The organism is Bacillus sp. MZGC1 (genome assembly GCF_002998605.1).
Lineage (GTDB): Bacteria > Bacillota > Bacilli > Bacillales > Bacillaceae > Bacillus.
In genome coordinates this window covers 426,563-451,170 of record NZ_PVRE01000001.1, presented here as the reverse complement: position 1 = coordinate 451,170, position 24,608 = coordinate 426,563, and the positions used below count along the sequence as shown (strand labels likewise).

Here is a 24,608-nt window from a genome sequence, read left to right as displayed (position 1 = left end):
CGTCAATTAAGCGTTAGTGAAAAAAATGTCGCACTATATCCCGTTTTAAGGTATATTTGTTTTAGTTTGTAAGCAAGAAGAAGGACATCTTTACTATAAAAATCATAGCGAGGGTTTAAAATATATGGATCAATCAAGAACTAAACGCAAAGGAAAAAAGCGTTTAAAGCCATGGGTGAAAGTCACTCTATTTATAGTCGGTATTCTTTTACTGACAACCGCTTCTGTCACAGGCTATGCCTACTATAAAGTGACAAGCGCTGCCAAAAAAGCGCAAGTATCTTTAGATCGCGGCGCTCAATCTGTCAAAAGGATTGAAGCATTCGATCCTGGGAAAGACAGCTTTTCTGTCTTGCTGCTTGGCATTGACAGCAGACCGGGCGAAACAGTGAAACAAGCACGAAGCGATGCAATGGTCTTAGCAACCGTCAATCGTACAAATAAAACCGTAAAATTATTAAGCATTCCAAGGGACTCATATGTGAATATTCCAGGGCATGGCTATGACAAAATTACACATGCACACGCATTTGGTGGTGCAGATTTAACCTTAAGTACAGTCGAAGATTTACTAGATATTCCGGTTGATTTTGTGATCCAAAGTAATTTCACAGCATTTAAAGAGATCGTCAATGAACTAAACGGAGTCTCTATTAACGTCAAGGATGAATATGTGGTCAAACAGGTTCTAAAAGATACAAAGGGCAAGGTACAGCTTCAAACAGGAACTCATACACTAGACGGTGATCAAGCTCTCGCATATGTGAGAACAAGAAAGGCAGATAGTGATTTAATGCGCGGACAGCGTCAAATGGAAGTATTAAAAGCCATTTTTGATAAATCAAAATCGTTAACGTCTATTCCGTCATATGACAATATCATTGATACACTTGGTGAGAATGTCTCAACCAATCTTTCAATGAAAGAGCTAGTCGGGCTGTTCCCGCTTCTGACGTCATTGAAATCGGTCGATACCATTCAGCTTAAAGGCTCTGATTACCAGCCAAACGGGGTTTATTATTACCAATTGGATCAAAACCAGCTAAACGAAGTGAAGACTGAATTGAAGAAGCAGCTTGAATTATCATAAACAGAAAGCGTCCCTAAGGGGGCGCTTTCTGTTTGTTGACAAAGGGCTAAAATGGTTTTTATTTTAGCTCTTTGTCTTCTTTTCAGCGTGATTGAAAACCTTTGAATTCTAGGAAGGACGAGCACTGGCGCGGAGCGAATTTGATATTCGTGAGCACCAGCGCGCAGGACTGACAAAGAATGCAAGGGTTTGTCTACACGCTGAAAGCGTCCCTAAGGGGGCGCTTTTCTACTTGTTGACGTTGATGTAGATTTTAACCCTTTGGCTTATTCCCTTGATCATTCGATCTTTTTTGTTTAGCCTTGATAGAGAGGAACAACCATCCTATTGCTCATGAGAATGAAGGAAATCGTACATACTTTGAAGAGGCTATTGCATGCATGAAGGAGGATTTGACAGCGATGAAAAAAATGATTGCGATTGATTTAGACGGTACACTTTTAAATACAAAAAGTGAAATATCTGCTCAAAACCGGGAGGCATTGATTCGTGCGAAGGAAGCGGGATATATTGTCACCATCTGTACAGGGCGGGCGACTTTTGATGTAAAGGAACTGCTTGGCAATTTGGACATCCCCATTATTGCAGCAAACGGCGGAACCGTTCATACCGAAGGATACGAACTTTTCAGCCGTATCACACTTGACCAAGAAGCAGGAAAACGAGCGGCTAAGGCATTAGTAGAACGAAACATTTACTTTGAGGTCTATACGGACGATGCGCTCCTCTCTCCTTTTGATGGAAAAGAGAAGCTGAAAGCAGAATTTGATGTCATCAAAAGTGCGAACCCAAATGAGGATGTAGCTGATTTATGGGAAGGAGCGATGACTCAATTCAAACAATTTGGCATCAAACCAGTAGATGATATTCGCCAGATTTTTGAGTCGAATGAAGCGACCTATAAATTACTCTGCTTCTCATTTGATATGAACAAGCTACAGGAAGCACGAGATCTTCTCGCGGAAATGCCTGAGCTTTCATTGACCTCTTCTGGAAAACATATCATTGAGGTACTGCCAAAAGATTCTGGGAAAGGACATGCTCTCAAAAAGCTCGCAGCTCATTATGGCGTAGACCGCTCACATATTTATGCGATTGGCGACAGCCCCAACGATCTATCCATGTTTGAGGAAGCAGGCCACCGCATTGCAATGGGGAATGCCGTAGATGTTATTAAAGAAAAGAGCACCTTCATCACAAAAGGCAATCATGAAGACGGTGTTGCTTACTTTATTGATCTGCTTTTACAAAATCAATTCCACGAAAAAAAGACGCTAGTCTGATCAGCGCCTAGAGAGAAGTCTAGAAGTCCGATACGAGCGTGGATCGGGCTTTTTCTTTATTTTTTGATTCTAACAGCCGTCTCATACTTATTCTTCCAGTACGTACTTGTTTTCATATTCGTAAGCACGACACCATTTGAGACGGTCACATGAATGACTTGATTTGACCCTGCATAAATCGCCGGCATCAATGACGTTCCACTAAAGAAAACGAGATCTCCCGGCTTCAGCTCCGAACGTTTCACAGGCGTACCTGTCTTGACTTGACCTGACGCATAGCGAGGCAGATCAATACCAAGCACTTCTCGATACACGTACTGTGTGAACCCTGCTGTGTCAAATCCCTCTTCTGGATTCGTCCCGCCTTTGACATAAGGAACTTCACCAATATACGTAGCGGCTTTTGAGACAACCGGATCTTCTTTTGATAATTTCAGGTCCGTTAATCGTTTCGCACCTGTCCATTTCTCGCGCCAATACGATTCAGACAAATAAGAAATCGTGACACTTTCCGAACGGCTCGCATGAATAAAACGATCGCCCCCAATATACATCCCTACATGAGAAATGCCTGGCTTATATGTGTTGCTAAAAAAGACAAAATCCCCAGGACGTATATCATCTAATGCCACTTTTTCTCCAACCATCCACTGCTGTTCAGCACTTCGAGGTAAATAAATCCCTAGTGATTTTTCAAATACATATTGTAAAAAGCCTGAACAATCAAAGCCAACCTTAGGGTCTGCTGCACCAAATACATAAGGAATACCTACATATTTCATCGCATCTTTCACAAGACGGTCATCAGAGATTTCTGGTGTGCCGGGCAGTCGTTTGACTGCATAAAATCGGTCCGTCCAGTATTTGCTTTTGCTGACATCTGTTCTCACCACACCCTGACTGAGCGTGATGTGGATGACCTGATCGTTACCAGCGTACAGCGCCACATGCGTCGGGATATCCTTTGTTTCTTCAAGGCTGCGGAAATATACAAGGTCACCGGGCCGGGCTTTGTCCCACGATACCTTTTCCCCAATCTGATACTGGTCGATCACCTTCCGCGGCAAATCAAATGCTCCTGATGTCTTGTACGCATATTGAATAAACCCAGATGCGTCAAAGCCCGTTTTTGGATCGGTTCCTCCTTTATGATAAGGTGTTCCAATCAGCTTTTCCGCTTGCTCCAAAGGAGACGCTGTTTGAGCAGATACTTCTGATTGAGACATGAACATCAGCCCTACGAGCACACACCCACCAATCAACATTCCTTTCCATTTCATGATCTTTCCCCTCCTTTCTTCTATAGTTTCGGCATGACACCTTTCATTTTACACCTTTTTTCGACAAAAAAGAGCACGCAATGCGCGCCCTCTATGCTCTTTAAAATTATTTACTTGCTTCCGTTTTTGATTGCTTTTGCTGTTCGATTTTCTGCATTTCAACCGAGATCTTTTGTTTTTCATGATCTGTGAGGCTGTCACTAAATTTAAAAGCAGACATAAAGACAAAGACTAAAATTAACGCAACAAACGGCCAGCTTGCTTTTAGGAATTTCATTTCTTCTCTTTCCCTCCGTTTTCTTTTAAGTGTTTAACTTTATCAGCGTGATCTACTTCAAAGAAAATGTGTCCGTCTTTTTCTTTCCAATCCGCATTCGTACCATTTGTCAGCATACGGATAATGGATTTTGATTCAAAAGATCCTGCTTTAACCGGAGCAGGTGTTGCTTCCTTGATATACATTGGGACAACTTCAAATGTCGCTTTTCCATCTTCATTCAGATGATACTGAACAAGTGCAGAATCACGTGTTCTTGACCAGCCTTGGTCAAAAATAAAGTTCCCTAAGCTATAGAAGATCGCCGTGCCGTTATAGACTTCCATTGGCTCAAGAACGTGCGGATGAGCACCAATAATGATATCAGCACCAGCTTTTGACATCGCTCTTGCCAATTCTCTTTGTCTATCGTTTACCTCATTGTTGTACTCCTGTCCCCAGTGAGCATGAACAACGACGATATCTGCCTTTTCAGCAGCCTGCGAGATCATCGGAATAAAGATAGATGGATCGGCTGGCAAGATACCCGCCTGGCGATTCGTTGCTTTAAAATCTTTCCCATACACATCAGTAAAACCAAGTGTAGCGATTTTGACACCATTTACTTCTTTGTACGAAATGTTCTGCTTCGCATCCTGAAGGTTACGGCCTGCGCCTGTATAATCCATGCCAGCATGTTCAAAGGCATCAATCGTGTTGTTCAGCCCTTTTTCACCATAGTCTGCCGCATGGTTATTCGCAAAGTTTAATACAGAGAAATTCAAATCCTTCAATGCTTTGACAGAATCTTCGTCTGTTTTCAAATGAATATTCTTTTGTGCCGCTTGTTCTTTATCTGATGCGACTGGATGCTCAAAGTTACCAGTCACATAATCTGACACATCAAAATATGGCTTGGCGTAACGAAAGAGATGCTGTTTTCCATAACGGTCTGTTACTTTCTCTACGTTTCTTCCAAACATAATGTCACCGACAAACGAAGCGGTCAGGATGTTTTCTGGATTCTTTTGTACAGTTGGCACTTGTGCTTTCCCGATAAACGTAAATAGAAATGTACAAGCAATGACAATCGGTAAAGCAATCAGTACGTGTTTATTCGTCTTTTTCTTTTGGTTCTTTGTGATTTTCAGCAGCTTTTCCTGAAAGCTCAATTTTTTATTCATCATTGGACACACCTTATCTTAAAATAGATAGTAAACATACATGATGGCAAATGTTGCACCACTTAGAAGTAACGTGCTTCCAAGGGTAATCGTAAGACCCTGCTTTTGAATCGTATTTGCAATCAATCCAGGAACGATAATACCGATTCCGCGGAATTCTGCTATTTCAAATGGAACCACTGGATAGAAGAAATCAAATACAAGCTTTAAGGCGATCCCTGTAATTAGCATCGCAGCAAACTTTCTGCGTCCGTATAAAATCATAAATTTCGATAGACCAAAGCGAACGATGACATACGTAAGCAAGCTGACAGATAAGACGACTAAAATAAAGACTGGCTGGTTAAATACAAGCGCCAGATAACCTGGGACAACAAGTCCAGCTGGTACGATTCCTGTTTTTTCTGCAAAGATTAAACTAAGTAGAACACCTAAAATTAACGAGATATAAAGATCTGATCCGAACATTTTCTATATTTCCTCCTAGCTGACAAGCTGCTTAATTTTGTATTCTTGAATTTTTTCGATTAACGGTTCAGCGGCACCATGAATATTGCCGACTCCATAAACCACTCGATTATGAAGCTTTTTCTCAAGCATATTCATAATTTCTTCTGTAGATTGATATTCAAGGTTGTGTAAGTGGTCAGCCGGAATTTTCCCATCCTCATATGCCTTCACAATTGGATCTGTTGTTTCACCAATCAAGACAAGATCACTTGCTTCAATATAAGGAAGTACATCCTCCGCAAACTGGATCGTTCTATCTACACGATCCGCACGGCAGTTCATGATAATAATCGGTTCATCTGTTGGATATCCAATCTCTTTCACACGCTTCCAAATGTTCAATGTAGATGATGCGTCATTTGCCGCAAAACCATTTACAAAGTGTCCAGGTGTTTTCGCGTCCATTAATGGAAGAATTCTCATCGCTCCTGGATCAGGTGGCGCATTTAACATTCCTCTGAATGCCGTATCTTCATCAATTCCTAATGCCTGTGCAACACCAAGTGCAAGTGAGGCATTATCTGGGAAGACCATGTACTCAAATTTCCGTAAATACTCATCAGAAATCTTGGAATTATCTGCAACAATGACTTCTGTGTTGCGTTTTTTCGCAATCTCTTTAAAGAATTCCGTATATTCACTATCCGTAATAACCAAGTGTCCATTGTAAGGAATTGTCGCTGTAAAGGCTTCTGCTATTTCATCAAGTGTCGGCCCCATTACGTCCATATGATCTTCAAGAACGTTTACGATCACGCCAATATTCGCTTGAAGCAGCTCTTCCTGAAAGATAATTTGGTAATCTGGATTTACTGCCATACATTCACTGACGATGGCATTTGCTCCTCTTTCAACGGTTTCTCTCATAACTTCCTTCTGCTCACCGATATTTGGTCCTTGCGGTTTCCTTTTAATCGGTTTCTCCTCTGGCGTATCCCAATAAATCATTCTTGCATCTGTTCCCGTTGTTTTGCCGACAGTTTTATAACCTGCCTCCATTAAGATACCGGTTGTCAATCTTGTAACGGTAGACTTTCCGCGAATACCATTAATATTGACGCGCACCGGCAAGGCATCGATATTTTTCTGGTGACGCTTCTTTTCAATAAAGCCAATCCCTAACATGATGACACAGGCTATAACGATTAACCACATCGCTTATCTACATCTCCTTTTTTTATGAGTGTGATATGTAAATTCAATCAACAGTATATATGTTCAGCATAAAATCACAATCGGTATTATGTAACATAATCTTTCACTTCCTCGTATGCCAAATTCCTCTAATCAGAAGGCGGATTTGCCTAGCTCTTCTTTAAATGAAAAGGCCAAAAGGCGGACAAAAATTGGTATGAATTTCAGCTTCAATCAAGAGAAAGCGTTACCATCAAGCATCGGAAAATCTTTTGTCCTTTTCTCCCTAAATTTTTTGACAATTATTAAGATGTATTTTGAATCAATGTTTTAAAGCCCTTTAAACTCTATAACATCAGTCATATCAGCGCTTTAAATGAATAGTGCGTGTTTTGGAATGTTTTCGATTTTTGAAGGAACAGGTTAGAAAGTCATCCTCATCGGTCAGAATGCTACGCGTTGACCTATGACAAAGGTCACCTCTAAAAAAATCAAGTCATATGCTTATTTTCGGGTCACAAAAAATTGGGATAAGATGTAAACTATTGATCATTTCGGAATACCTGCTTTTTACGATATTCGCTCCTTATGACCTAAACAATGAAACATTATTCATTTGTTTTTATCAAGATTCATCATTTCTTAACATTTTTAATATGATTTTAGTTGAAAGTTGTCAATTCATGTCATGCTTTCCCCAAAGATGACGAATAAAATCAGCTTCTCCGCTTACACTAAGGTTAAAAAATCTGTGAGAGGAGGCTAAAGATGCCAAACAGCAATGAGCAAACACGGTTGCATTTTTTATCAGGCAGCTTCGAGGAAAAAATCCGGATTCTGAAAAAAACATTTCAGCAAAGCGGGGATTTTGAATACCGAGAGTTAATGGTGAATGAAACGAAATCTGTCCTGTTTTTTATTAAAACAAGAGTAGATGAAGGCAAATTAAATGATTTCATTATCGGCAACTTGTTAGGACCTCCTGGAAAGCAGGAATATACGAAATCTCTCAGTACACTCGAAACTGGTGACTTGACGCTGATTACAGACAGTATTATTGCTGGAAGCATTGCGTTTCTTGATGAAAATTCCTCACAGATCAAATTGTTTTCTGTCGGTCAGCCGCCGCTGCGCTCTATTTCTGAACCTTCATCTGAAAGTATTATTGCTGGAGCACATGACGGATTTGTTGAAAGTCTTGATACCAACATCTACTTACTGCGTTCGCATTTAAATGATCGAAAGCTCGCCATTCAGTATCATAAGATTGGTACAAAATCTGAAACAAAGCTTGCGACTGTTTATATATCTGATATCGCTAATCAAGAAAAGGTAGAAGAGGTAAACAAACGGATTTCTTCTATTAAAGTAGACACGCTGCTAAGTCCTGGCTCTATTGTTGAGGCGATTGAGGATGATTCATTTTCTATTTTCCCGCAGCTTATTGATACAGAGCGCCCTGATAAGGTGAGATCTGCAATCCTTGAAGGGCGAATTGTGGTGATGATGGATGGCAGTCCGATGGCTATCATTCTTCCTGTCACCTTCTTTAGCTTCTTTCAATCACCTGATGATTATAATAGCCGCTGGATTCCGGCTACGTTTATCCGTGTTCTCCGCTATCTTGCCTGTATCATCGCAGTCATTTTGCCATCTTTTTATATCGCTGTCATTGGCTTTCATTATGAGGTCGTCCCAGATGAATTAGCCATAACGATGAAAAATTCAATTATCGGTATCCCATTTCCTCCTTTGATAGAAGCGATGCTAATGGAAATCACCATTGAACTCATTCGTGAGGCAGGGGTGCGTCTACCTAGACCAATTGGTCAAACCATTGGTATCGTAGGTGGTTTGGTCATTGGGGATGCTGTTGTACAAGCAGGACTCATCTCAAATGTTCTTGTCATCGTGGTCGCCGTGACCGCTGTCGCTTCCTTTGTCCTTCCATCATTTGAAATGACGGCCACCATTAGGATGCTGCGTTTCCCGCTCATGTTCATGGCATCAATGTTTGGTTTTATTGGCATTTCATTTGGATTATCCATCATTCTCATGAATTTATGCCGCCTTGAATCACTAGGGGTACCATACTTATCACCTGTTACTCCATTTAACTGGCAGGATTTAAAAGATACTGTAATTCGCCTCCCAATGTGGATGTACAAAAATCGCCCTGTTTATTTAAATCCGCAAAAGAAAAAGCAAATTGAACATTTGAGAGGATGGAAAAAGAAAAATGAAAAATAAAATATCTCCACCTCAAGCTGTCTTTTTTCTCATTCAATCTCAAATTGGTGTCGGTATTTTATCGCTCCCCCACTTTTTGATGAAAGACATGGGACACGATGGCTGGATGGCGATCATTGTCGCCTGTTTTTTTATCCAAATCATCAATACAATTTTCATTTACATCATTCATAAATATCCAGAAACATCATTCTTCCAAGCATTAATTGATGTATTTGGTCAATGGATTGGGAAATTACTGATTGCACTGTATATACTGTATTTTGCCTCCGTCTGTATTGTCGTTTTATCCATTTTCACCAGAATTATTGGTATGTGGGTTCTGCCGCTGACGCCAAACTGGGTCATCAATCTATTACTCATTACTTCCATTGTTTATATTGCGAAGGAGCAAATTACAGCCATTGTCAGGTTTAACTTTATCTTAACTCCCCTTCTCCTTTTGCTTTCCTTGCTGATGTTCTATTCATTAAAAGGGACCAATATCGATTATCTGATGCCTTTTTTTCAAACAGACATTTCTCAGTTTCAGCTTGGGCTGAAGGACGTCGTCCTATCGATGAATGGATTTGAGATGATCCTTATTCTTTCTCCCTTTATGAAAGGCACGATTAAGGAACGGTATAAAATCATGACCATTTCAAATATATGCACGACGCTTTACTACCTATTTATTACATTGATTTGTTTTATGTTTTTTAGTCCAATTGAGCTTGATGTGATTCCCAACCCTGTTCTTTACTTATTAAAAACCATTTCCTTCGGTATCATTGAGCGGACAGATTTAATTTTTCTTAGCTTCTGGGTGTTTATTATTCTTGCCACATTGAGTAACTATCTGTACTTTTGTGCAAATGGCATTTCCAGTTTACTGAAGAAAAAGGATCACAAAAAATATGTTTATTGTTTCGCCATTCTGATATATGCGTCTAGCTGTTTTTTGGCAGTCGATAACTTTCGCATTCAGCGTTTCAATGATTTTACAACGATTGCTCAGTATTCGTTCATTTACACACTTCCAGCATTCATGGCGATCGTTATCTTTATCAAACAACGTAAAAAGAAGGTGAAATCACATGCGTCATAAATATGTCCTGACTCTCCTCATGTGCGTGTCTCTCACCATGATGCCTGGCTGCTGGGATCAAAACCTATTAAAAAACATCTCCCTTGTCCTTACTTCCGCCATTGATCAAGGGGAAGATGATAACGCAAAAGTATCGATTACCTACCGAAAAGTACAACAGTCTCAAAGTATGCAGCAAGGAAGTTCAGGTACTTATTCAACCACTGTACTGACAACCAATGCTCCAACTTTACGTAAAGCGGGAACAGACTTCGGCCGAATGGTTGACCAAAAGATTGATATGTCAAAAATGAGGATTTTACTGATCGGTGATGAATTCTCTCAAAATCAACTTCTTCCCTACTTAGACATGTTCTATCGCGATCCGAAAAGTCCTTTGCTTGCCAATTTAGCCGTTGTGAAAGGCGGTTCAAGCATTGATGTGATCAACAAATTACTAAAAGAACAGCTCATTGTCAGTGACTATTTAAACAATCTCATTACAACTGCCTCAAGAGGTTCACAAGTGACCGCTGGAAATATTCAAAGCATACGCTCAAAGATGCTCCAAACAGGAGAAGACTTTACCCTGCCTTTAATTGTATTTGATCAGTCTAAACAACTAATCAAAGTAGCAGGTGTGGCTTTATTCGATAATGAGAAAAAAACTGGTGAGCTTTATGGTCAAGATGCCATGCTTCTCAATCTCATGAATAATAAAATCGGGAAATATGCAAATTTCACTAAAAAGATCAGAAATGATATGGAGTTGAAGGGAAATAACTATATTACCATCCAAGTCACCGACTTAAAACGAGATATTCGTATTCTCAATTCTGATCATCGAAACGTGACAATTGGGCTAGATTTCGAATTCAAAACAGCTGTCGTTGAATATCCGAAAGACAATTTAGATAGTACGAAAAAGATCGATGAACTAAACAAACGATTATCAGCTATTTTCACAAAGGAAGCAGAAAAAGTAATCTCTGTTTTGCAGAAATCAAACTCCGACGTGTTAAGTCTTGGAAGAAAGTATCGCGTTAAAAATTATGATGAATATGTAAAAATGAATTGGAAAACTGATTATCCAAATGTAAAAATCATCCCAAAAATCAAAGTGAATATTACAGAAACAGGGATTACTAGTTAATAAAAGGAAGATATCATCTTTCTTTTCTTTTTTTATTTTTTTAAGATTGTCATTTAAAAGCTTTCGTGATAATCTATTTGTGTAAACGGTTACACATTGACGAAGGGAGGCACTCCATTGGCTACAATTAAAGATGTTGCAAAAGCTGCACAAGTGTCTGTTGCCACTGTTTCACGCGTGCTTAACGATACTGGATATGTCCATACAGATACGAAAACCCGCGTGACACAAGCGATGCAGGAGCTGAACTACTTTCCCAATGAAGTGGCTAGATCCCTTTTCAAAAGAGAATCACGCTTAATCGGTTTGATTTTACCTGATATTACGAATCCCTTCTTCCCTCAGCTCGCTAGAGGCGTTGAGGACGAAATTCATGCGCATGGTTTTCGATTATTATTCGGAAACAGTGATGAAGATCGAGAGAAGGAAATGGCCTATTTACAAACCTTTAAACAAAATCAAGTGGTCGGTGTCATCGCTGTCACAAACGAACCTGAATCAGATATATACAATGATGATGAATTACCGGTTGTGTTCTTAGATCGAACCGTTCCACATGCACCTTCTGTGTTTGCAGATGCTGCAGCTGGCGGGAAAATGGCCGCAATGGAATTAATCAGACGCGGCAGCCGGCAGATCACACTGCTAAAAGGACCTGCCCACCTTCAAACAGCGAGGCAGCGATTCAAGGGCGCACTCGATGTACTGACGGAAAAAGGAGTCGACTTTCATGTGATGTCTAATGCTTCATTTTCCTTTCAAGAAGCCCGCAAGAGCGCCAAGGCTCTTTTCCAGCTGTACCCTGAAACAGATGGCATCATTGCCAGCAATGACATCGTCGCAACAGCGGTCATACACGAAGCGCTTCGGATCGGAAAAGCCATTCCAGATGATGTTCAAATCATTGGGTTTGATGATATTCCGCAAAGCGAGCTGCTCTTCCCTTCCTTATCTACGATTAGGCAGCCTGCCTATGAGATGGGAAAAGAAGCGGCACAGCTGTTAATCAAAGCGATTCAGAAACAACCTATAGATCAACCAGTTATCCAAATGCCCGTCTCTTTTATTGAACGAGAGACCACAAGAAAGGTGGATTCACAATGAGTCATATTGTCGTAGTAGGAAGCTGTTCTATGGATTTAGTCGTCACATCGGATAAACGGCCAAATGCCGGTGAAACGGTGTTAGGCGAATCATTTAAAACCGTCCCAGGGGGAAAAGGCGCCAATCAAGCAGTCGCAAGTGCCAGACTCGGTGCAGATGTATACATGGTCGGCCGAGTCGGTGATGATGCTTATGGTCAGGATATTGTCAGCAATCTACAAGATCAAGGGGTCCGCACCCCATATATGAAACCGGTTACCGAAATGGAAAGCGGCACCGCTCATATCATTTTAGCAGAAGGTGATAACAGCATTGTCGTGGTCAAAGGAGCAAATGACGAGGTCACTCCTGACTATGTTAGAGAGGCACTTTCTACAATAGATGATATTGGGATAGTTCTCGTTCAGCAGGAAATACCTGAAGAAACAGTCGAAGCTGTCTGCTCCATTTGCAGCGACAAAGAAATCCCTGTGATTTTAAACCCTGCACCTGCCCGCAAAGTATCGCAGCAGGTTTTAGACCAGGCTGCCTATATTACACCGAATGAGCACGAAGCTGTTCTCATGTTTGATGGACTCCCAATTGAAGACGCCTTGCGTCAATACCCTAACAAATTACTCATCACAGAAGGGAAAAATGGGGTTCGATTTTTTGACGGATTGAAAGAAGTGCTAGTTCCAGGCTTTCCTGTTGAAGCAGTTGATACAACAGGAGCAGGCGATACCTTTAACGGAGCCTTGGCTGTAGCCTTAACAGAGGGCAAATCTCTCTATGACGCACTTGCCTATGCCAACCTTGCAGCATCAATGTCTGTCACAAAGTTCGGTGCACAAGGCGGCATGCCAACAAGAGAAGAACTGGAGAAAAAGAAATGAAAAAAAACGGCATCTTAAACAGTCATATCGCCAAGGTACTTGCTGACCTTGGTCATACAGATACAATCGTCATCGCAGACTGCGGTCTTCCTATTCCAGAAGGTCCAGTCAAAATCGACCTGGCGTTATCAATCGGCACACCGTCCTTTCAGGAGGTCACCTCTCTCCTTCTTCAGGAAATGGCGGTTGAACACATTACTGTGGCTAGTGAAATCAAAGAAGCCAATGAGCGAGATCATCTATTTCTAAAGAAAGCGTTCTCACAGCCATTACATGATGTAGACCACGAGACGTTCAAAAACATGACCAAGCAGGCAAAAGCAGTCATTCGCACGGGTGAAGCCACCCCATACGCAAACTGCATTCTTCATGCCGGTGTCATCTTTTAAAAGGAGGAGCCAGATATGAACATTGAGATGCATAACATCCATAAGGCCTTTGGAAAAAACACCGTTCTTTCCGGGGTCTCCTTTGACCTCGTCACAGGTGAGGTCCACGCGCTCATGGGCGAAAATGGCGCGGGAAAATCAACTTTAATGAACCTGCTCACAGGTCTTTATTCATTAGATCAAGGAACGATTCAAATCGACGGAAAAGAAACCGCTTTCAAAAATCCGAAGGAAGCGGAACAACACGGCATCGCCTTTATTCATCAGGAGCTCAACATATGGCCGGATATGACCGTCTTGGAAAACCTATTCATCGGGAAAGAAATCTATACGAAGTTTGGATTGCTAGACACAAAGAAAATGAAGGTTCTTGCCCAAAGCCAGTTGGACCGATTGTCTGTGAACCTCTCGCTTGATCAAGAGGCAGGCAGCTGCTCTGTTGGACAAAAACAGATGATTGAGATTGCAAAGGCATTAATGACTGATGCGAAGGTGATCATCATGGATGAGCCAACAGCAGCTCTAACAGACCGTGAGATTGAAAAGCTCTTTCAGGTCATTGAATCTCTCAAAAAAGAAGGCGTATCCATTGTCTATATTTCTCACCGTATGGAGGAAATCTTTGCGATCTGTGACCGGATTACAATCATGCGCGATGGGAAAACAGTCGATACGAAAGCCATACCTGAAACGAATTTCCATGAGGTCGTCAAAAAAATGGTCGGCCGCGAATTAACAGATCGATACCCTGAGAGATTGCCTTCTCTAGGAGATATTGTCCTTGAGGTGAAGCAAGCGACAAGAAAAGGACAATTCCATGATATCAGTTTCTCAGTCAAAGCTGGAGAAATCGTCGGTGTTGCAGGCTTAATGGGCGCTGGCAGAACCGAAATGATGCGGTCGCTGTTTGGTCTTGATCCTCTTGATCAAGGTGAAATCTGGGTCCATGGGAAAAAGGCTGTCATTAAAAAACCAAGTGATGCCGTCAAGCTCGGTATCGGCTTTATCACAGAGGATCGCAAAGATGAAGGACTCATGCTGGATGCATCCATCCGAGAAAACATTGGACTGCCAAACTTAGAAAGCTTCTCTCCAAAAGGACTGATTGATAAGAAAAACGAACAGGATTTTGTCGACCTGCTCATCAAAAGACTGACAATTAAAACGGCTTCCTCTGAAATTTCTGCTCGAAGTCTCTCTGGTGGAAATCAGCAAAAAGTCGTCATCGCCAAATGGATCGGCATCCAGCCGAAGGTCTTAATTTTAGATGAACCGACAAGAGGTGTCGATGTCGGAGCGAAACGAGAAATCTACCAGTTAATGAATGAACTGACTGATCGAGGTGTTGCCATTTTAATGGTCTCCTCTGAGCTCCCAGAAATTCTAGGGATGAGCGATCGAGTGCTTGTCATTCATGAAGGAACCATCAGCGGAGAATTAAATAAATCAGACGCAACACAAGAACGAATTATGACATTAGCTACAGGAGGGAAGTAACATGAAACCACTTACTTCAAATGGACGATTTGACAACATCATGCAAAAGCTTGGGCCATTCTTAGGACTCATCATCCTTGTCGCAATTGTTTCTATTTTAAACCCAGCCTTTTTAGAGCCATTAAACATCTTAAACTTACTGAGACAAATCTCCATTAATGCCCTCATTGCCTTTGGAATGACGTTTGTTATTTTAACCGGAGGAATTGATTTGTCTGTCGGTGCCATTTTAGCACTTTCTAGTGCTCTGACTGCCGGATTTATCGTGTCTGGTATGGACCCGATTTTAGCTATTATCGTTGGCTGTATCATCGGCGCTCTTCTTGGGATGGTCAACGGTCTTTTAATTACAAAAGGAAAAATGGCTCCTTTTATCGCAACACTTGCCACGATGACCATTTTTAGAGGATTAACACTTGTTTATACAGACGGAAACCCGATTACAGGACTCGGTTCTAACTATGCCTTTCAGTTATTCGGCCGCGGGTATTTCTTAGGCATTCCTGTTCCAGCAATCACGATGCTTCTCACCTTTATCGTACTTTGGGTGCTGCTTCATAAAACACCTTTCGGCAGAAGAACGTATGCCATCGGCGGAAATGAAAAAGCTGCGCTCATTTCAGGAATCAAAGTACCGCGCGTAAAAATTATGATCTATTCACTGGCAGGTTTCATGTCTGCTTTAGCGGGTGCCATTTTGACCTCTCGCCTAAACTCAGCTCAGCCAACAGCTGGCACATCCTATGAGCTTGATGCGATTGCTGCTGTTGTACTTGGCGGGACAAGCCTGTCTGGCGGAAGAGGGCGAATTGTCGGCACACTGATCGGGGTGCTCATCATCGGTGTCTTGAACAATGGTATGAACTTACTTGGTGTATCATCATTCTATCAATCTGTTGTGAAAGGGATTGTCATCTTGATTGCAGTCCTACTAGACAGAAAGAAATCTGCTTAAGGAGGCAGCTGCTATGAAAAAATATCTCATTCTCATTCTGACTCTCTCATTATTCATGCTTTCTGCCTGCTCGCTAGAACCGCCAGAGTGGGCCAAATCAACAAAAGATGGAAAGAAAAAAGACATCAAAATCGGGCTCTCGATCTCGACCTTAAATAATCCATTTTTCGTTTCTCTCAAAAATGGTGTGACGAAAGAAGCGAAAAAGCTCGGCATCGAAGTGGTCATTGCAGATGCACAAAATGATTCAGCTAAACAAACCAGTGACGTAGAAGATTTAATTCAGCAAGGGGTTGACGCATTACTCATCAACCCAGCGGATTCATCTGCTATCTCAACCGCTGTCGAATCAGCGAATGCTTCAGATATTCCTGTCATCACATTAGACCGTTCAGCAGAAAGCGGTAAGGTAGAAGCACTGGTCGCCTCAGATAACGTCAAAGGCGGCGAAATGGCAGCTAACTTTATCATCGACAAGGTCGGTAAAGGAGCAAAAGTCGCTGAACTAGAAGGTGTACCAGGCGCTTCCGCTACACGTGAGCGCGGAAAAGGATTCCATCAAATAGCGGATAAAGATCTAAAAGTGACAGCAAAACAAGCGGCTGACTTCGACCGGACAAAAGGACTGAATGTCATGGAAAACCTCCTTCAAGGAAACCCTGACATCAAAGCCGTTTTTGCCCATAATGATGAAATGGCACTTGGCGCTCTAGAGGCGATTCAAAGCTCTGGAAAAGACATTCTCGTCGTTGGCTTTGACGGAAACGAAGATGCACTCAACTCGATCAAAGCAGGAAAACTATCTGCCACAGTCGCCCAGCAGCCAGAGCTGATCGGGAAACTGGCAGTCGGCGCTGCAAACGACGTCCTAAAAGGGAAAAAAGTAGAAAAGAACATCGCAGCTCCACTGAAACTAGAACAGAAAAAATAAACACAAAACCCCCGATAGCTCTCGGGGGTTTTTCCTATTATTCCGGTCTTTTCAACACAAATGACGTCCCTAAATGGGCGTAATCATTTCCCGCTAAACGGGCGACTGGCTTTAGTTCATGAGTCGAAACATATCCTTTTTCTGCATCATACACATCCTCATCTAAATGCGCACACACAACCCGGCCAATGATATGATCGACCGTGATCTCTCCTTCATCATTTTGAAAGGTAAGATGCTTTTCAAGCTGACATTCAAAGCGAATACGTGCTTCCTGAATTCCCGGCACTGACACGACATGGCTCTTTACTTGATGAAGACCGGTTCGATCCAGCTCACTCTCTTCCTGTGGCAGCGTAGCAGCTGTTTCGTTTATATCTTCTATTATCGCTTCATCACTCACATGGACCACAAATTCTCCCCTGTCAATCATATGCTGCGCTGTATCTTTCATCTGACCTTCGCGTCGTCCGATAGAAACTGCGAGGAGCGGCGGGTGTCCGCTGATGACATTAAAGAAACTAAATGGTGCGGCATTGACGACATCATCTTTAGACAGACTTGTAATAAACGCAATCGGTCGTGGAACAATAGAGCCCGATAATAATTTATATGCTTCTTTTCTTGATAGCTGATCCATTTGCAACGTAATCAATTCAGACACGCCTCCTTTTGGTGTATCGACATCATACCATACCCCTTTTTTCTATGCCTCTGATTCCGGCTCGGTGCGATGCAGGATATGGTGGACAAGATGAAATAAAGCAGGATTATGATTCTCTCGTCTATAGGAAATCGTCCATTCCGCCAGAAGCTGTTCACCTTCAATGGACCGATATACAACATCTAGATTAAATAAACGCCGGGCTGATTTTGGAATGACCGCAATACCGATACCAGCTGTGACAAGGCCAATAACCATTTGATATTCCGCTGCTTCCTGCACAATATTCGGAGAAAATCCGTACTTTTCACATAGCAGGACAAAGTGTTGATAAAGGGACGGCCATGATTCCTTTGATAAAGAAATGATCGGTTCATGCCGGATATCTTCGATCGTGACCGCCTCTTTTTTCGCCAGCGGATGATTTTTCGGAATCGCAAAAATACATTCACTTTGCTTCATCAAACGGCTGACAAGTTCTTCATGCGGAGATGTAGGATGTAAAAAACCGATATCAATCTCCCCATTTAAAAGCGCCCCTAGCTGCTGCGGAACAGAAAGCTGCTTCAGCTCAATACTGACAGAGGGATACAGCTCTCTGAATTCGCGTACAACTGGCGGCAGAATATCATACGTCGCTGTTCCAACAAACCCTATGATGATTTTCCCCAGCTCTCCTCTTGCTGTATGCCGTGCATGATCAACGGCTTTATCAAGCTGCTGCAGCACACCACGCACCTCATGTAAAAAGACCTTTCCAGCAGCTGTTAACTCCACCACTCGCTTCGACCGGTGAAACAAAGGAAACCCCAATTCTTCTTCAAACTGCTTAATTTGCTGACTAAGTGGAGGCTGTGTCATATTCAACCGTGCGGCTGCTCTGCCAAAATGCAGCTCCTCCGCTACTGTGACAAAATACTGCAAATGTCTCAGTTCCATCCTTTCACTCCTCGCACACTTATTCGTGAAACATATTAAAACCACGTTAAACATATATTGGAAAATTTTCTTTTTGAAATGTATAGTAAATCATATCATGAAAATATATTTTCATAAAAAATTTTACTTGCCGAAAGGAGTGCGGGGTAAATGAATTCTCAAGCACAACCCCTAACAAGACGAGGAGCAGAATTGATTGTCGATACGCTGATTACTCAAGGTGTGACCCATGTTTTTGCGATTCCAGGTGCAAAAATTGATGCCGTATTTGATGTATTAAAAGACAGAGGCCCAGAACTTGTCCTATGCAGACACGAACAAAATGCAGCCTTTATGGCAGCCGCTGTCGGCCGCTTAACCGGCAAACCAGGTGTTTGTCTCGTCACATCAGGTCCTGGCGCATCTAATTTAGCAACAGGTCTATTAACAGCCAATACAGAAGGTGACCCTGTTGTCGCAATCGCTGGAAACGTCATTCGTGCGGATCGGCTGAAACGAACACATCAATCACTCGACAATGCGGCATTATTCAAACCAGTCACAAAATACAGTGTTGAAGTACAAGACGTTCATAATATACCTGAAGCCTTAACAAATGCTTTTCGCGCGGCACAAAAGGGGCAGGCTGGAGCAGCATTTATCAGCTTTCCACAAGATGTCGTGACAGAACACACCACACAAACACCAGTGTCTGCTCACCCTTCTCCAGAACTAGGTCCTGCACCGGATGCTCTCATCAGTTCGGCCATCGCCAAAATTCAAAATGCACACTTACCTGTTGCGATTGTGGGAATGAAAGCAAGTCGTCCAGCTGCTGCAAACGCCACTAGAACATTATTGAAAACACTTGGGATTCCATTTGTCGAAACGTACCAAGGAGCCGGCGTTCTCTCAAGAGAGCTTGAGTCTCAATATGTAGGCAGAATCGGCTTATTCCGGAATCAGCCGGGGGATCTACTCATTGAACAAGCAGATGTCCTTTTGACCATCGGCTTTGATCCAATCGAATATGATCCGAAGCATTGGAATATTCAGCCGCAGCAGCGCCAGATCATCCATGTGGATGACATGCAGGCAGATATTGATCATTTTTATGAGCCAGCGCTTGAGCTTGTAGGCAATATAGCTGAAACCGTTAAACATCTAGCCCATGACAGTGTTCCACTTTCTCTATGCAAAGAACAAATTGATTTAGTCACTGAATTACAGGAGCTGTTAAGCGACATTGAAAAAGCACCAGAAAGAGACAGTCATCTATCTCACCCGCTGAATGTCATTCATACATTAAGACGCCTAATTCCTGATGACACGAAGGTCACGTGTGATATCGGATCTCACGCGATTTGGATGTCGCGTCACTTCCGCGTCTATGAGCCGAACACATTCCTGGTGAGCAATGGAATGCAAACATTAGGCGTCGCCTTACCATGGGCAATTGCGGCTTCCATACTGAATCCAGATGAAAAGATCATTTCGGTCTCAGGTGATGGCGGTTTTCTCTTCTCTGCAATGGAGCTTGAAACAGCCGTCCGCATGAAAACAAATCTCGTTCACCTTGTTTGGAATGACAGCACATACGACATGGTGGCGTTTCAGCAGGAAATGAAATATGACCGCACATCCTGCGTTGAATTCGGACAGATCGACTTAGTGAAATATGCGGAAAGCTTTGGAGCGACTGGATTACGGGTTAACTCACCTGAAGAGCTTTCAACTGTCCTTCAAAAGGGTATAAACATAGAAGGACCCGTTATTATTGATATTCCGATTGACTATCAAGACAACCCAGACCTCGCCAGTCAAAAATGGCCAGAAGTCTTTCGTGAAAAACACACATTGAACGTCAGATAAGATGTCCATACATTACATCAAAGGAGTGAGCGGATATGGGTATGATGCACCCAATGAATCAACAGAACGACACAAGACAACATGACAAACAGCAAGAGGTTTATCAAGTATCGACGATGACCTCTTTGCTGGAAGCCGTATATGATGGAGATTTCTCCCTTGCACATATTCCCAAGCACGGTGATTTCGGCATTGGTACATTCAATCAATTAGATGGAGAGCTGATCGGCTTTGACGGCGCATTTTATCGACTGCGCTCGGATGGAACAGCGACACCGGTTACCGATCAAGACTATTCACCATTCTGCTCTCTAGCATTCTTTGAAACAGATATCGTTCATCGAATTGATGCAACCATGACGTCCAAAGAGCTAGAAGAAGAAATCGACCGCATTTTACCTAGTAAGAATGTTTTTTATGCGATCCGCATTGATGGATCATTCAAAAAGGTTCAAACACGTACGGTCGAAAAACAGGAAAAACCTTACGTTCCGATGGTGGAAGCAGTCAAGTCACAGCCTATTTTCGATTTCGAGGATATTCAAGGAACGATCGCTGGTTTCCGTACACCGCAGTACGCACATGGTATTGCGGTGAGTGGATATCATCTTCATTTCATTGATGATGATCGAAGTGTCGGCGGACACGTATTTGATTACACCGTTGATCAAGTGACCATCCGCATTTCTCAAAAACGTCATATGAATTTACATCTGCCAAATACGCAGGAATTCTTCCAAGCAGACATTGATCGAGCTGACCTTGCACAACAAATTGCCAGTGCGGAAAGCAGCCCAGATCAATAAAATGAAGACACCCCGTTGATTCCGGGGTGTCTTTTTATGCAAAAAGATTATTTATCACTCCATGATATTTCATTTCGTTAGTAAATTGAAATTCATTCATTCTATTCGTAATTAAATATGATAAAATACCAACAGAAGAAAGGTGGTTATACGGTGTCAAACGACTATAGCATTCCGAACCTAACATTAGATGAAAGGGATAAACAAATTTTATCCCTATTACACGAGGACGGGCGTATGTCCTATACAGATCTCGGGAAACAAGTCGGTCTTTCACGTGTAGCTGTGCAAGCCCGCATTCAGCAGCTGATTGAAGCAGGCGTCATTGAACGATTCACCACTGTGATTAACCCTGCTAAGATCGGCATTCACGTCTCTGTCTTCTTTAATGTAGAAGTGGAACCGAAATTTTTAGAAGCAGTAGCCCTTCAACTTGAGCAGGAAACAGCTGTCACAAGCCTTTATCACATGACAGGGCCAAGCAAGCTGCATATGCATGGCATTTTTCAAAATGAACAGGAAATGGAGGCATTCCTGACAAAAAAGCTATACCCGCTAGAAGGCGTCGTGAGTGTGGACTGCCAAATGCTCATTAAACGATACAAAAGCCGAATGGGCATGAAATTGTAGACAGGAGTTGAAGCACTTGCAATCATATATTGAACTCATCATCGCTATGGTGCGAACCGGTATTCTCGGTTTTGGCGGAGGCCCTTCCGTCATACCGCTCATTCGCCATGAAGCGGTGGTGAAATATCAATGGATCAATGATGACGAGTTTGGAGAAACACTCGCCATCGCCAATGCATTACCAGGTCCGATCGCGACCAAAATGTCTGCATATCTCGGCTATCGATTGAAGGGCGTATCCGGCGCAATTGTCGCAACAGCTGCTCATATTTTACCAACATGTCTCGCCATGGTGGCACTCGTCACACTTGTCAGCGTCTTAAGCTCCTCACAAATCATTCAAAATATGATTGGCGCCGTAACACCAGTTATTGCCGTTCTGCTAGGCATCATGGCATATGAGTTTGGACAAAAAACGCTGAAAGGCTTCGGAACGATCTTCGGTATCGCTCTATTCCTTCTTGCCTTTATCGGACTGCAGGTGCTGTCCATTCATCCAGGAATCATTGTCATCATCTTTTTATTCTATGGCGCCTTTCATTTCAAACTGAAACAACGCTGGAATCGAACAAATAAAGAGAAAGGAGTGTCTTCATGATGCTGATTCTCTTTTTATTCTGGGCATTCTTCTTGTCCAATCTATTAGGATATGGCGGAGGACCTGCATCCATCCCGCTCAATTATGAAGAAATCGTCAATCATTTTCATTGGATGACGAACGAAGGGTTCTCCAATATGCTTGCATTAGCCAATGCACTGCCAGGACCAATTGCTACGAAGATCGCGGCATATGTAGGCTATGACGTCATGGGCTGGCCGGGCTTTATCGTGGCACTGCTTGCAACTGTACTGCCATCAGCCATTGGATTGATTTTATTGCTCAAGCTGATTGACCGCTTTCGCCAATCCCCTGTCGTAAAAGGCATGACCTTATCCGTACAGCCCGTCATTGCGATGATGATGCTTTTATTAACATGGGAAATCGGCGGAGATGCAGTGAAAGCCATCGGCTGGACGCAATCATTCGCCATTGCCGCGATCTCCTTTTTCTTTATGACCAAATTCAAAATGCACCCCGCCTTTCTCATTGTGGCTGCCTTTTTATATGGCGGATTCATTCTGCCGCATTAAAAAAACCGATAACATGGCCTGTTATCGGTTTTCTTTTACATATAAATTGGAGAAACCGGTCTGCGCCCAATCGAATGATACTCGACCCCTGCTTGTTCTGCCGCTTCAAGCGTGTGACAGTTTCGCCCATCAAAAATAAGCGGCTGTCTCATCCATTCCTTGTAGGACGTGAGCGGAAACGTCTGAATCTCCGTCCACTCTGTTAATATACAAACTGCATGGACATCCTTTATCGCTTCTTCAATCGTTTGAGCAAACAAGACTTGATCCGGCAGTTCACGAGCGGCATGACGTGTAGCAACAGGATCATAAGCCACAAGCTCCGCGCCTAATTGATGGAGTTCATGAGCGATCGGAACCGACGGCGCCTCCCTCATATCGTCTGTATTCGGTTTAAAGGACAGGCCAAGAAGCGCAATTCGCTTCCCTTCAAGATTTGCCCCCAGTCTCTCCTGAATGCTTCGGATAAAACCAGCTCGCTGCTCATTGTTTACTTTAATGACAGCCTTTAGCAGCTCAAAATCGTGGGACACATGCCCTGCGATTTGGACAAGTGCATTTGTATCCTTTGGAAAACAAGAACCTCCGTAGCCAATCCCCGCCTTGAGAAACGAAGAACCGATCCGCTGATCGAGCCCCATTCCCCGCGCAACCCATTCAACATCAGCACCTGTTTTTTCACAAATGGAAGCAATCTCATTCATAAAGCTGATTTTAGTCGCAAGAAAAGCATTTGATGCATACTTGATCATTTCGGCACTTTTTCGGTCTGTTTTGACCACTGGCAGGTGGAAATCAGCATACATCTCCTCTAGCTGGTCTAATACGGCTTTTGTTTCAGCCCCAATGACAAGCCGATCTGCCCTCAAAGTATCTGAAATGGCAGAGCCTTCCCGTAAAAATTCTGGGTTAGATGCAATAGATAACGGCTCATTCCGTCCTAATTCTTGATGTATCATCTGATCGATTTGATCACCCGTTCCGACAGGCACCGTACTTTTCACCACAAGAACCGCACCTGATTTCGCTTTTGTGCCCATCTCCTTTGCAGCCCGAAACACATACTGTAAATCAGCTTGGCCGTCTGCCTGCTGCGGGGTGCCGACCGCAATCATTAACACATCAGCCCGCGGGTAGGCTGCCGCTCCATTTATGTAAAATTGAATTCGTCCTTGCTCAAGATTGCGTTTCAGCAATTCTTTTAATCCTGGCTCATACATTGGTGGATGTCCTTGTTTCAGCTGCATGACCTTTTTCCGGTCAATATCAATACACGCCACATTGTGCCCTGCCTCCGCTAAACACACACCTGTGACCAACCCCACATATCCACAGCCTGCAATTGCAATATTCATGACACCATCAGCTCCCCATACGCCTTATGCTTGTAATGACATCGTATGCCGGGAGCTTTCGTTCCATTCATAAAAGCATACAAAAACCCCCTGCCATCACTAGCAGGGGGTCACTTTTATGAAACAAGACCATTTCGAATATGAGCAATCAGATTTTCAAGCATTTCTTTTGTGGTGACATCATTTGAATTCTCACCAATATCATGAGCGTACATCAAAATTTTTAAAAACTCTTCTTGATTTAAACCCTTATTGTCCATGTCTGTATCCTTTCG

The 24,608-nt window shown here is 42.6% G+C and carries 25 protein-coding genes; 16 read left to right on the top strand and 9 right to left on the bottom strand.

Annotated features, from left to right (window positions below):
* The first annotated feature begins 124 nt into the window (after window positions 1-124).
* Both C6Y06_RS02265 and C6Y06_RS02255 read left to right on the top strand, forming a co-directional pair.
* Window positions 125-1,090 carry an LCP family protein gene (locus C6Y06_RS02265; protein ID WP_106036459.1) on the top strand — a complete coding sequence of 322 codons (966 nt, stop codon included), beginning with the start codon at window positions 125-127 and terminating at the stop codon, window positions 1,088-1,090.
* Window positions 1,091-1,491: 401 nt separating this feature from the next.
* A complete protein-coding gene (locus tag C6Y06_RS02255; protein WP_189288295.1) occupies window positions 1,492-2,373 on the top strand; it encodes a Cof-type HAD-IIB family hydrolase in 882 nt (293 codons plus the stop codon).
* 56 nt (window positions 2,374-2,429) lie between these two features.
* Here the strand turns inward: C6Y06_RS02255 and C6Y06_RS02250 are convergent, their stop codons facing one another.
* The 5 genes from C6Y06_RS02250 to pgsB all read right to left on the bottom strand — a co-directional run bounded on the left by C6Y06_RS02250 (window position 2,430) and on the right by pgsB (window position 6,758).
* Window positions 2,430-3,653, bottom strand: a complete 1,224-nt coding sequence (locus C6Y06_RS02250) for a C40 family peptidase (RefSeq protein ID WP_106036456.1) — start codon at window positions 3,651-3,653, stop codon at window positions 2,430-2,432.
* Between the two features lie 106 nt (window positions 3,654-3,759).
* Window positions 3,760-3,930, bottom strand: coding sequence for an extrachromosomal elements maintenance protein EdmS (edmS, locus tag C6Y06_RS19980; protein WP_003213661.1), 171 nt, complete (start codon window positions 3,928-3,930; stop codon window positions 3,760-3,762).
* On the bottom strand, window positions 3,927-5,093 hold the full coding sequence (locus tag C6Y06_RS02245; RefSeq protein ID WP_034660209.1) for a CapA family protein: 1,167 nt from the start codon (window positions 5,091-5,093) through the stop codon (window positions 3,927-3,929). The genes edmS and C6Y06_RS02245 overlap by 4 nt, the downstream gene beginning before the upstream one ends.
* A gap of 18 nt (window positions 5,094-5,111) precedes the next feature.
* Window positions 5,112-5,561 carry a poly-gamma-glutamate biosynthesis protein PgsC gene (pgsC, locus tag C6Y06_RS02240; RefSeq protein ID WP_012011488.1) on the bottom strand — a complete coding sequence of 150 codons (450 nt, stop codon included), beginning with the start codon at window positions 5,559-5,561 and terminating at the stop codon, window positions 5,112-5,114.
* A gap of 15 nt (window positions 5,562-5,576) precedes the next feature.
* Complete coding sequence (pgsB, locus tag C6Y06_RS02235) at window positions 5,577-6,758, bottom strand: poly-gamma-glutamate synthase PgsB (RefSeq protein ID WP_034660210.1); 1,182 nt, start codon at window positions 6,756-6,758, stop codon at window positions 5,577-5,579.
* Window positions 6,759-7,505: 747 nt separating this feature from the next.
* On the opposite strand from pgsB, the gene C6Y06_RS02230 reads away from it, so the two are divergent.
* The 9 genes from C6Y06_RS02230 to rbsB all read left to right on the top strand — a co-directional run bounded on the left by C6Y06_RS02230 (window position 7,506) and on the right by rbsB (window position 16,957).
* On the top strand, window positions 7,506-8,987 hold the full coding sequence (locus C6Y06_RS02230; protein WP_066031637.1) for a spore germination protein: 1,482 nt from the start codon (window positions 7,506-7,508) through the stop codon (window positions 8,985-8,987).
* A complete protein-coding gene (locus tag C6Y06_RS02225) occupies window positions 8,977-10,074 on the top strand; it encodes a GerAB/ArcD/ProY family transporter (protein WP_060597449.1) in 1,098 nt (365 codons plus the stop codon). Before C6Y06_RS02230 ends, C6Y06_RS02225 begins: the two co-directional genes overlap by 11 nt.
* The gene (locus C6Y06_RS02220; protein ID WP_066031636.1) at window positions 10,064-11,206 is read left to right on the top strand and encodes a Ger(x)C family spore germination protein; all 1,143 of its coding nucleotides are present in this window, start codon (window positions 10,064-10,066) and stop codon (window positions 11,204-11,206) included. The genes C6Y06_RS02225 and C6Y06_RS02220 overlap by 11 nt, the downstream gene beginning before the upstream one ends.
* Window positions 11,207-11,323: 117 nt before the next feature.
* Window positions 11,324-12,310: a LacI family DNA-binding transcriptional regulator gene (locus tag C6Y06_RS02215; protein WP_060597451.1), complete on the top strand. Its 987-nt coding sequence runs from the start codon at window positions 11,324-11,326 to the stop codon at window positions 12,308-12,310.
* Window positions 12,307-13,185, top strand: coding sequence for a ribokinase (rbsK, locus tag C6Y06_RS02210; RefSeq protein ID WP_060597453.1), 879 nt, complete (start codon window positions 12,307-12,309; stop codon window positions 13,183-13,185). The genes C6Y06_RS02215 and rbsK overlap by 4 nt, the downstream gene beginning before the upstream one ends.
* A complete protein-coding gene (rbsD, locus tag C6Y06_RS02205; RefSeq protein WP_060597455.1) occupies window positions 13,182-13,574 on the top strand; it encodes a D-ribose pyranase in 393 nt (130 codons plus the stop codon). Before rbsK ends, rbsD begins: the two co-directional genes overlap by 4 nt.
* Window positions 13,575-13,589: 15 nt before the next feature.
* On the top strand, window positions 13,590-15,071 hold the full coding sequence (locus C6Y06_RS02200; protein ID WP_106036455.1) for a sugar ABC transporter ATP-binding protein: 1,482 nt from the start codon (window positions 13,590-13,592) through the stop codon (window positions 15,069-15,071).
* Window position 15,072: 1 nt separating this feature from the next.
* Window positions 15,073-16,026 carry a ribose ABC transporter permease RbsC gene (gene rbsC, locus C6Y06_RS02195; protein ID WP_106036454.1) on the top strand — a complete coding sequence of 318 codons (954 nt, stop codon included), beginning with the start codon at window positions 15,073-15,075 and terminating at the stop codon, window positions 16,024-16,026.
* A gap of 13 nt (window positions 16,027-16,039) precedes the next feature.
* Window positions 16,040-16,957: a ribose ABC transporter substrate-binding protein RbsB gene (gene rbsB, locus C6Y06_RS02190; RefSeq protein WP_095285700.1), complete on the top strand. Its 918-nt coding sequence runs from the start codon at window positions 16,040-16,042 to the stop codon at window positions 16,955-16,957.
* Between the two features lie 37 nt (window positions 16,958-16,994).
* On the opposite strand, the gene C6Y06_RS02185 is transcribed toward rbsB, so the two are convergent.
* Both C6Y06_RS02185 and alsR read right to left on the bottom strand, forming a co-directional pair.
* Window positions 16,995-17,597 (bottom strand): flavin reductase family protein, encoded by a 603-nt coding sequence (locus tag C6Y06_RS02185; protein WP_375567733.1) that lies wholly within the window; start codon window positions 17,595-17,597, stop codon window positions 16,995-16,997.
* 66 nt (window positions 17,598-17,663) lie between these two features.
* Entirely contained in the window at window positions 17,664-18,560 is an 897-nt protein-coding gene (gene alsR / locus C6Y06_RS02180) for an acetoin biosynthesis transcriptional regulator AlsR (RefSeq protein ID WP_060597460.1), read from the bottom strand.
* Between the two features lie 150 nt (window positions 18,561-18,710).
* Between alsR and alsS the strand changes: the two genes are divergently transcribed.
* The 5 genes from alsS (at window position 18,711) to chrA (ending at window position 22,978) form a co-directional block, all read left to right on the top strand.
* Window positions 18,711-20,411, top strand: a complete 1,701-nt coding sequence (gene alsS / locus C6Y06_RS02175) for an acetolactate synthase AlsS (RefSeq protein WP_106036453.1) — start codon at window positions 18,711-18,713, stop codon at window positions 20,409-20,411.
* 35 nt (window positions 20,412-20,446) lie between these two features.
* On the top strand, window positions 20,447-21,217 hold the full coding sequence (gene budA / locus C6Y06_RS02170; RefSeq protein WP_060597462.1) for an acetolactate decarboxylase: 771 nt from the start codon (window positions 20,447-20,449) through the stop codon (window positions 21,215-21,217).
* A gap of 153 nt (window positions 21,218-21,370) precedes the next feature.
* Complete coding sequence (gene chrS / locus C6Y06_RS02165) at window positions 21,371-21,847, top strand: chromate efflux transcriptional regulator ChrS (protein ID WP_106036452.1); 477 nt, start codon at window positions 21,371-21,373, stop codon at window positions 21,845-21,847.
* Between the two features lie 7 nt (window positions 21,848-21,854).
* Window positions 21,855-22,445, top strand: coding sequence for a chromate efflux transporter ChrB (gene chrB, locus C6Y06_RS02160; RefSeq protein WP_189288293.1), 591 nt, complete (start codon window positions 21,855-21,857; stop codon window positions 22,443-22,445).
* Window positions 22,445-22,978 carry a chromate efflux transporter ChrA gene (gene chrA / locus C6Y06_RS02155; protein WP_060597737.1) on the top strand — a complete coding sequence of 178 codons (534 nt, stop codon included), beginning with the start codon at window positions 22,445-22,447 and terminating at the stop codon, window positions 22,976-22,978. Before chrB ends, chrA begins: the two co-directional genes overlap by 1 nt.
* Window positions 22,979-23,013: 35 nt before the next feature.
* Here chrA and C6Y06_RS02150 read toward each other — a convergent pair whose 3' ends face one another.
* On the bottom strand, window positions 23,014-24,333 hold the full coding sequence (locus tag C6Y06_RS02150) for a UDP-glucose dehydrogenase family protein (RefSeq protein WP_106036450.1): 1,320 nt from the start codon (window positions 24,331-24,333) through the stop codon (window positions 23,014-23,016).
* Between the two features lie 116 nt (window positions 24,334-24,449).
* Window positions 24,450-24,593, bottom strand: coding sequence for a YwzD family small protein (locus C6Y06_RS19975; RefSeq protein WP_003214884.1), 144 nt, complete (start codon window positions 24,591-24,593; stop codon window positions 24,450-24,452).
* Window positions 24,594-24,608 lie beyond the last annotated feature (15 nt).

Excerpts from the sequence above, each read along its gene's own strand:
- C6Y06_RS02265 (WP_106036459.1), top strand. The coding sequence starts at position 125 with ATGGATCAATCAAGAACTAAACGCAAAGGAAAAAAGCGTTTAAAGCCA.
- C6Y06_RS02230 (WP_066031637.1), top strand. The coding sequence starts at position 7,506 with ATGCCAAACAGCAATGAGCAAACACGGTTGCATTTTTTATCAGGCAGC.
- alsS (WP_106036453.1), top strand. The coding sequence starts at position 18,711 with ATGAATTCTCAAGCACAACCCCTAACAAGACGAGGAGCAGAATTGATT.
- rbsB (WP_095285700.1), top strand. The coding sequence starts at position 16,040 with ATGAAAAAATATCTCATTCTCATTCTGACTCTCTCATTATTCATGCTT.
- pgsB (WP_034660210.1), bottom strand. The coding sequence starts at position 6,758 with ATGTGGTTAATCGTTATAGCCTGTGTCATCATGTTAGGGATTGGCTTT.
- edmS (WP_003213661.1), bottom strand. The coding sequence starts at position 3,930 with ATGAAATTCCTAAAAGCAAGCTGGCCGTTTGTTGCGTTAATTTTAGTC.
- rbsC (WP_106036454.1), top strand. The coding sequence starts at position 15,073 with ATGAAACCACTTACTTCAAATGGACGATTTGACAACATCATGCAAAAG.
- chrA (WP_060597737.1), top strand. The coding sequence starts at position 22,445 with ATGCTGATTCTCTTTTTATTCTGGGCATTCTTCTTGTCCAATCTATTA.
- C6Y06_RS02255 (WP_189288295.1), top strand. The coding sequence starts at position 1,492 with ATGAAAAAAATGATTGCGATTGATTTAGACGGTACACTTTTAAATACA.
- rbsK (WP_060597453.1), top strand. The coding sequence starts at position 12,307 with ATGAGTCATATTGTCGTAGTAGGAAGCTGTTCTATGGATTTAGTCGTC.
- alsR (WP_060597460.1), bottom strand. The coding sequence starts at position 18,560 with ATGGAACTGAGACATTTGCAGTATTTTGTCACAGTAGCGGAGGAGCTG.
- pgsC (WP_012011488.1), bottom strand. The coding sequence starts at position 5,561 with ATGTTCGGATCAGATCTTTATATCTCGTTAATTTTAGGTGTTCTACTT.
- C6Y06_RS02200 (WP_106036455.1), top strand. The coding sequence starts at position 13,590 with ATGAACATTGAGATGCATAACATCCATAAGGCCTTTGGAAAAAACACC.
- C6Y06_RS02220 (WP_066031636.1), top strand. The coding sequence starts at position 10,064 with ATGCGTCATAAATATGTCCTGACTCTCCTCATGTGCGTGTCTCTCACC.
- C6Y06_RS19975 (WP_003214884.1), bottom strand. The coding sequence starts at position 24,593 with ATGGACAATAAGGGTTTAAATCAAGAAGAGTTTTTAAAAATTTTGATG.
- C6Y06_RS02245 (WP_034660209.1), bottom strand. The coding sequence starts at position 5,093 with ATGAATAAAAAATTGAGCTTTCAGGAAAAGCTGCTGAAAATCACAAAG.
- C6Y06_RS02150 (WP_106036450.1), bottom strand. The coding sequence starts at position 24,333 with ATGAATATTGCAATTGCAGGCTGTGGATATGTGGGGTTGGTCACAGGT.
- rbsD (WP_060597455.1), top strand. The coding sequence starts at position 13,182 with ATGAAAAAAAACGGCATCTTAAACAGTCATATCGCCAAGGTACTTGCT.
- C6Y06_RS02185 (WP_375567733.1), bottom strand. The coding sequence starts at position 17,597 with ATGGATCAGCTATCAAGAAAAGAAGCATATAAATTATTATCGGGCTCT.
- budA (WP_060597462.1), top strand. The coding sequence starts at position 20,447 with ATGGGTATGATGCACCCAATGAATCAACAGAACGACACAAGACAACAT.
- C6Y06_RS02250 (WP_106036456.1), bottom strand. The coding sequence starts at position 3,653 with ATGAAATGGAAAGGAATGTTGATTGGTGGGTGTGTGCTCGTAGGGCTG.
- C6Y06_RS02225 (WP_060597449.1), top strand. The coding sequence starts at position 8,977 with ATGAAAAATAAAATATCTCCACCTCAAGCTGTCTTTTTTCTCATTCAA.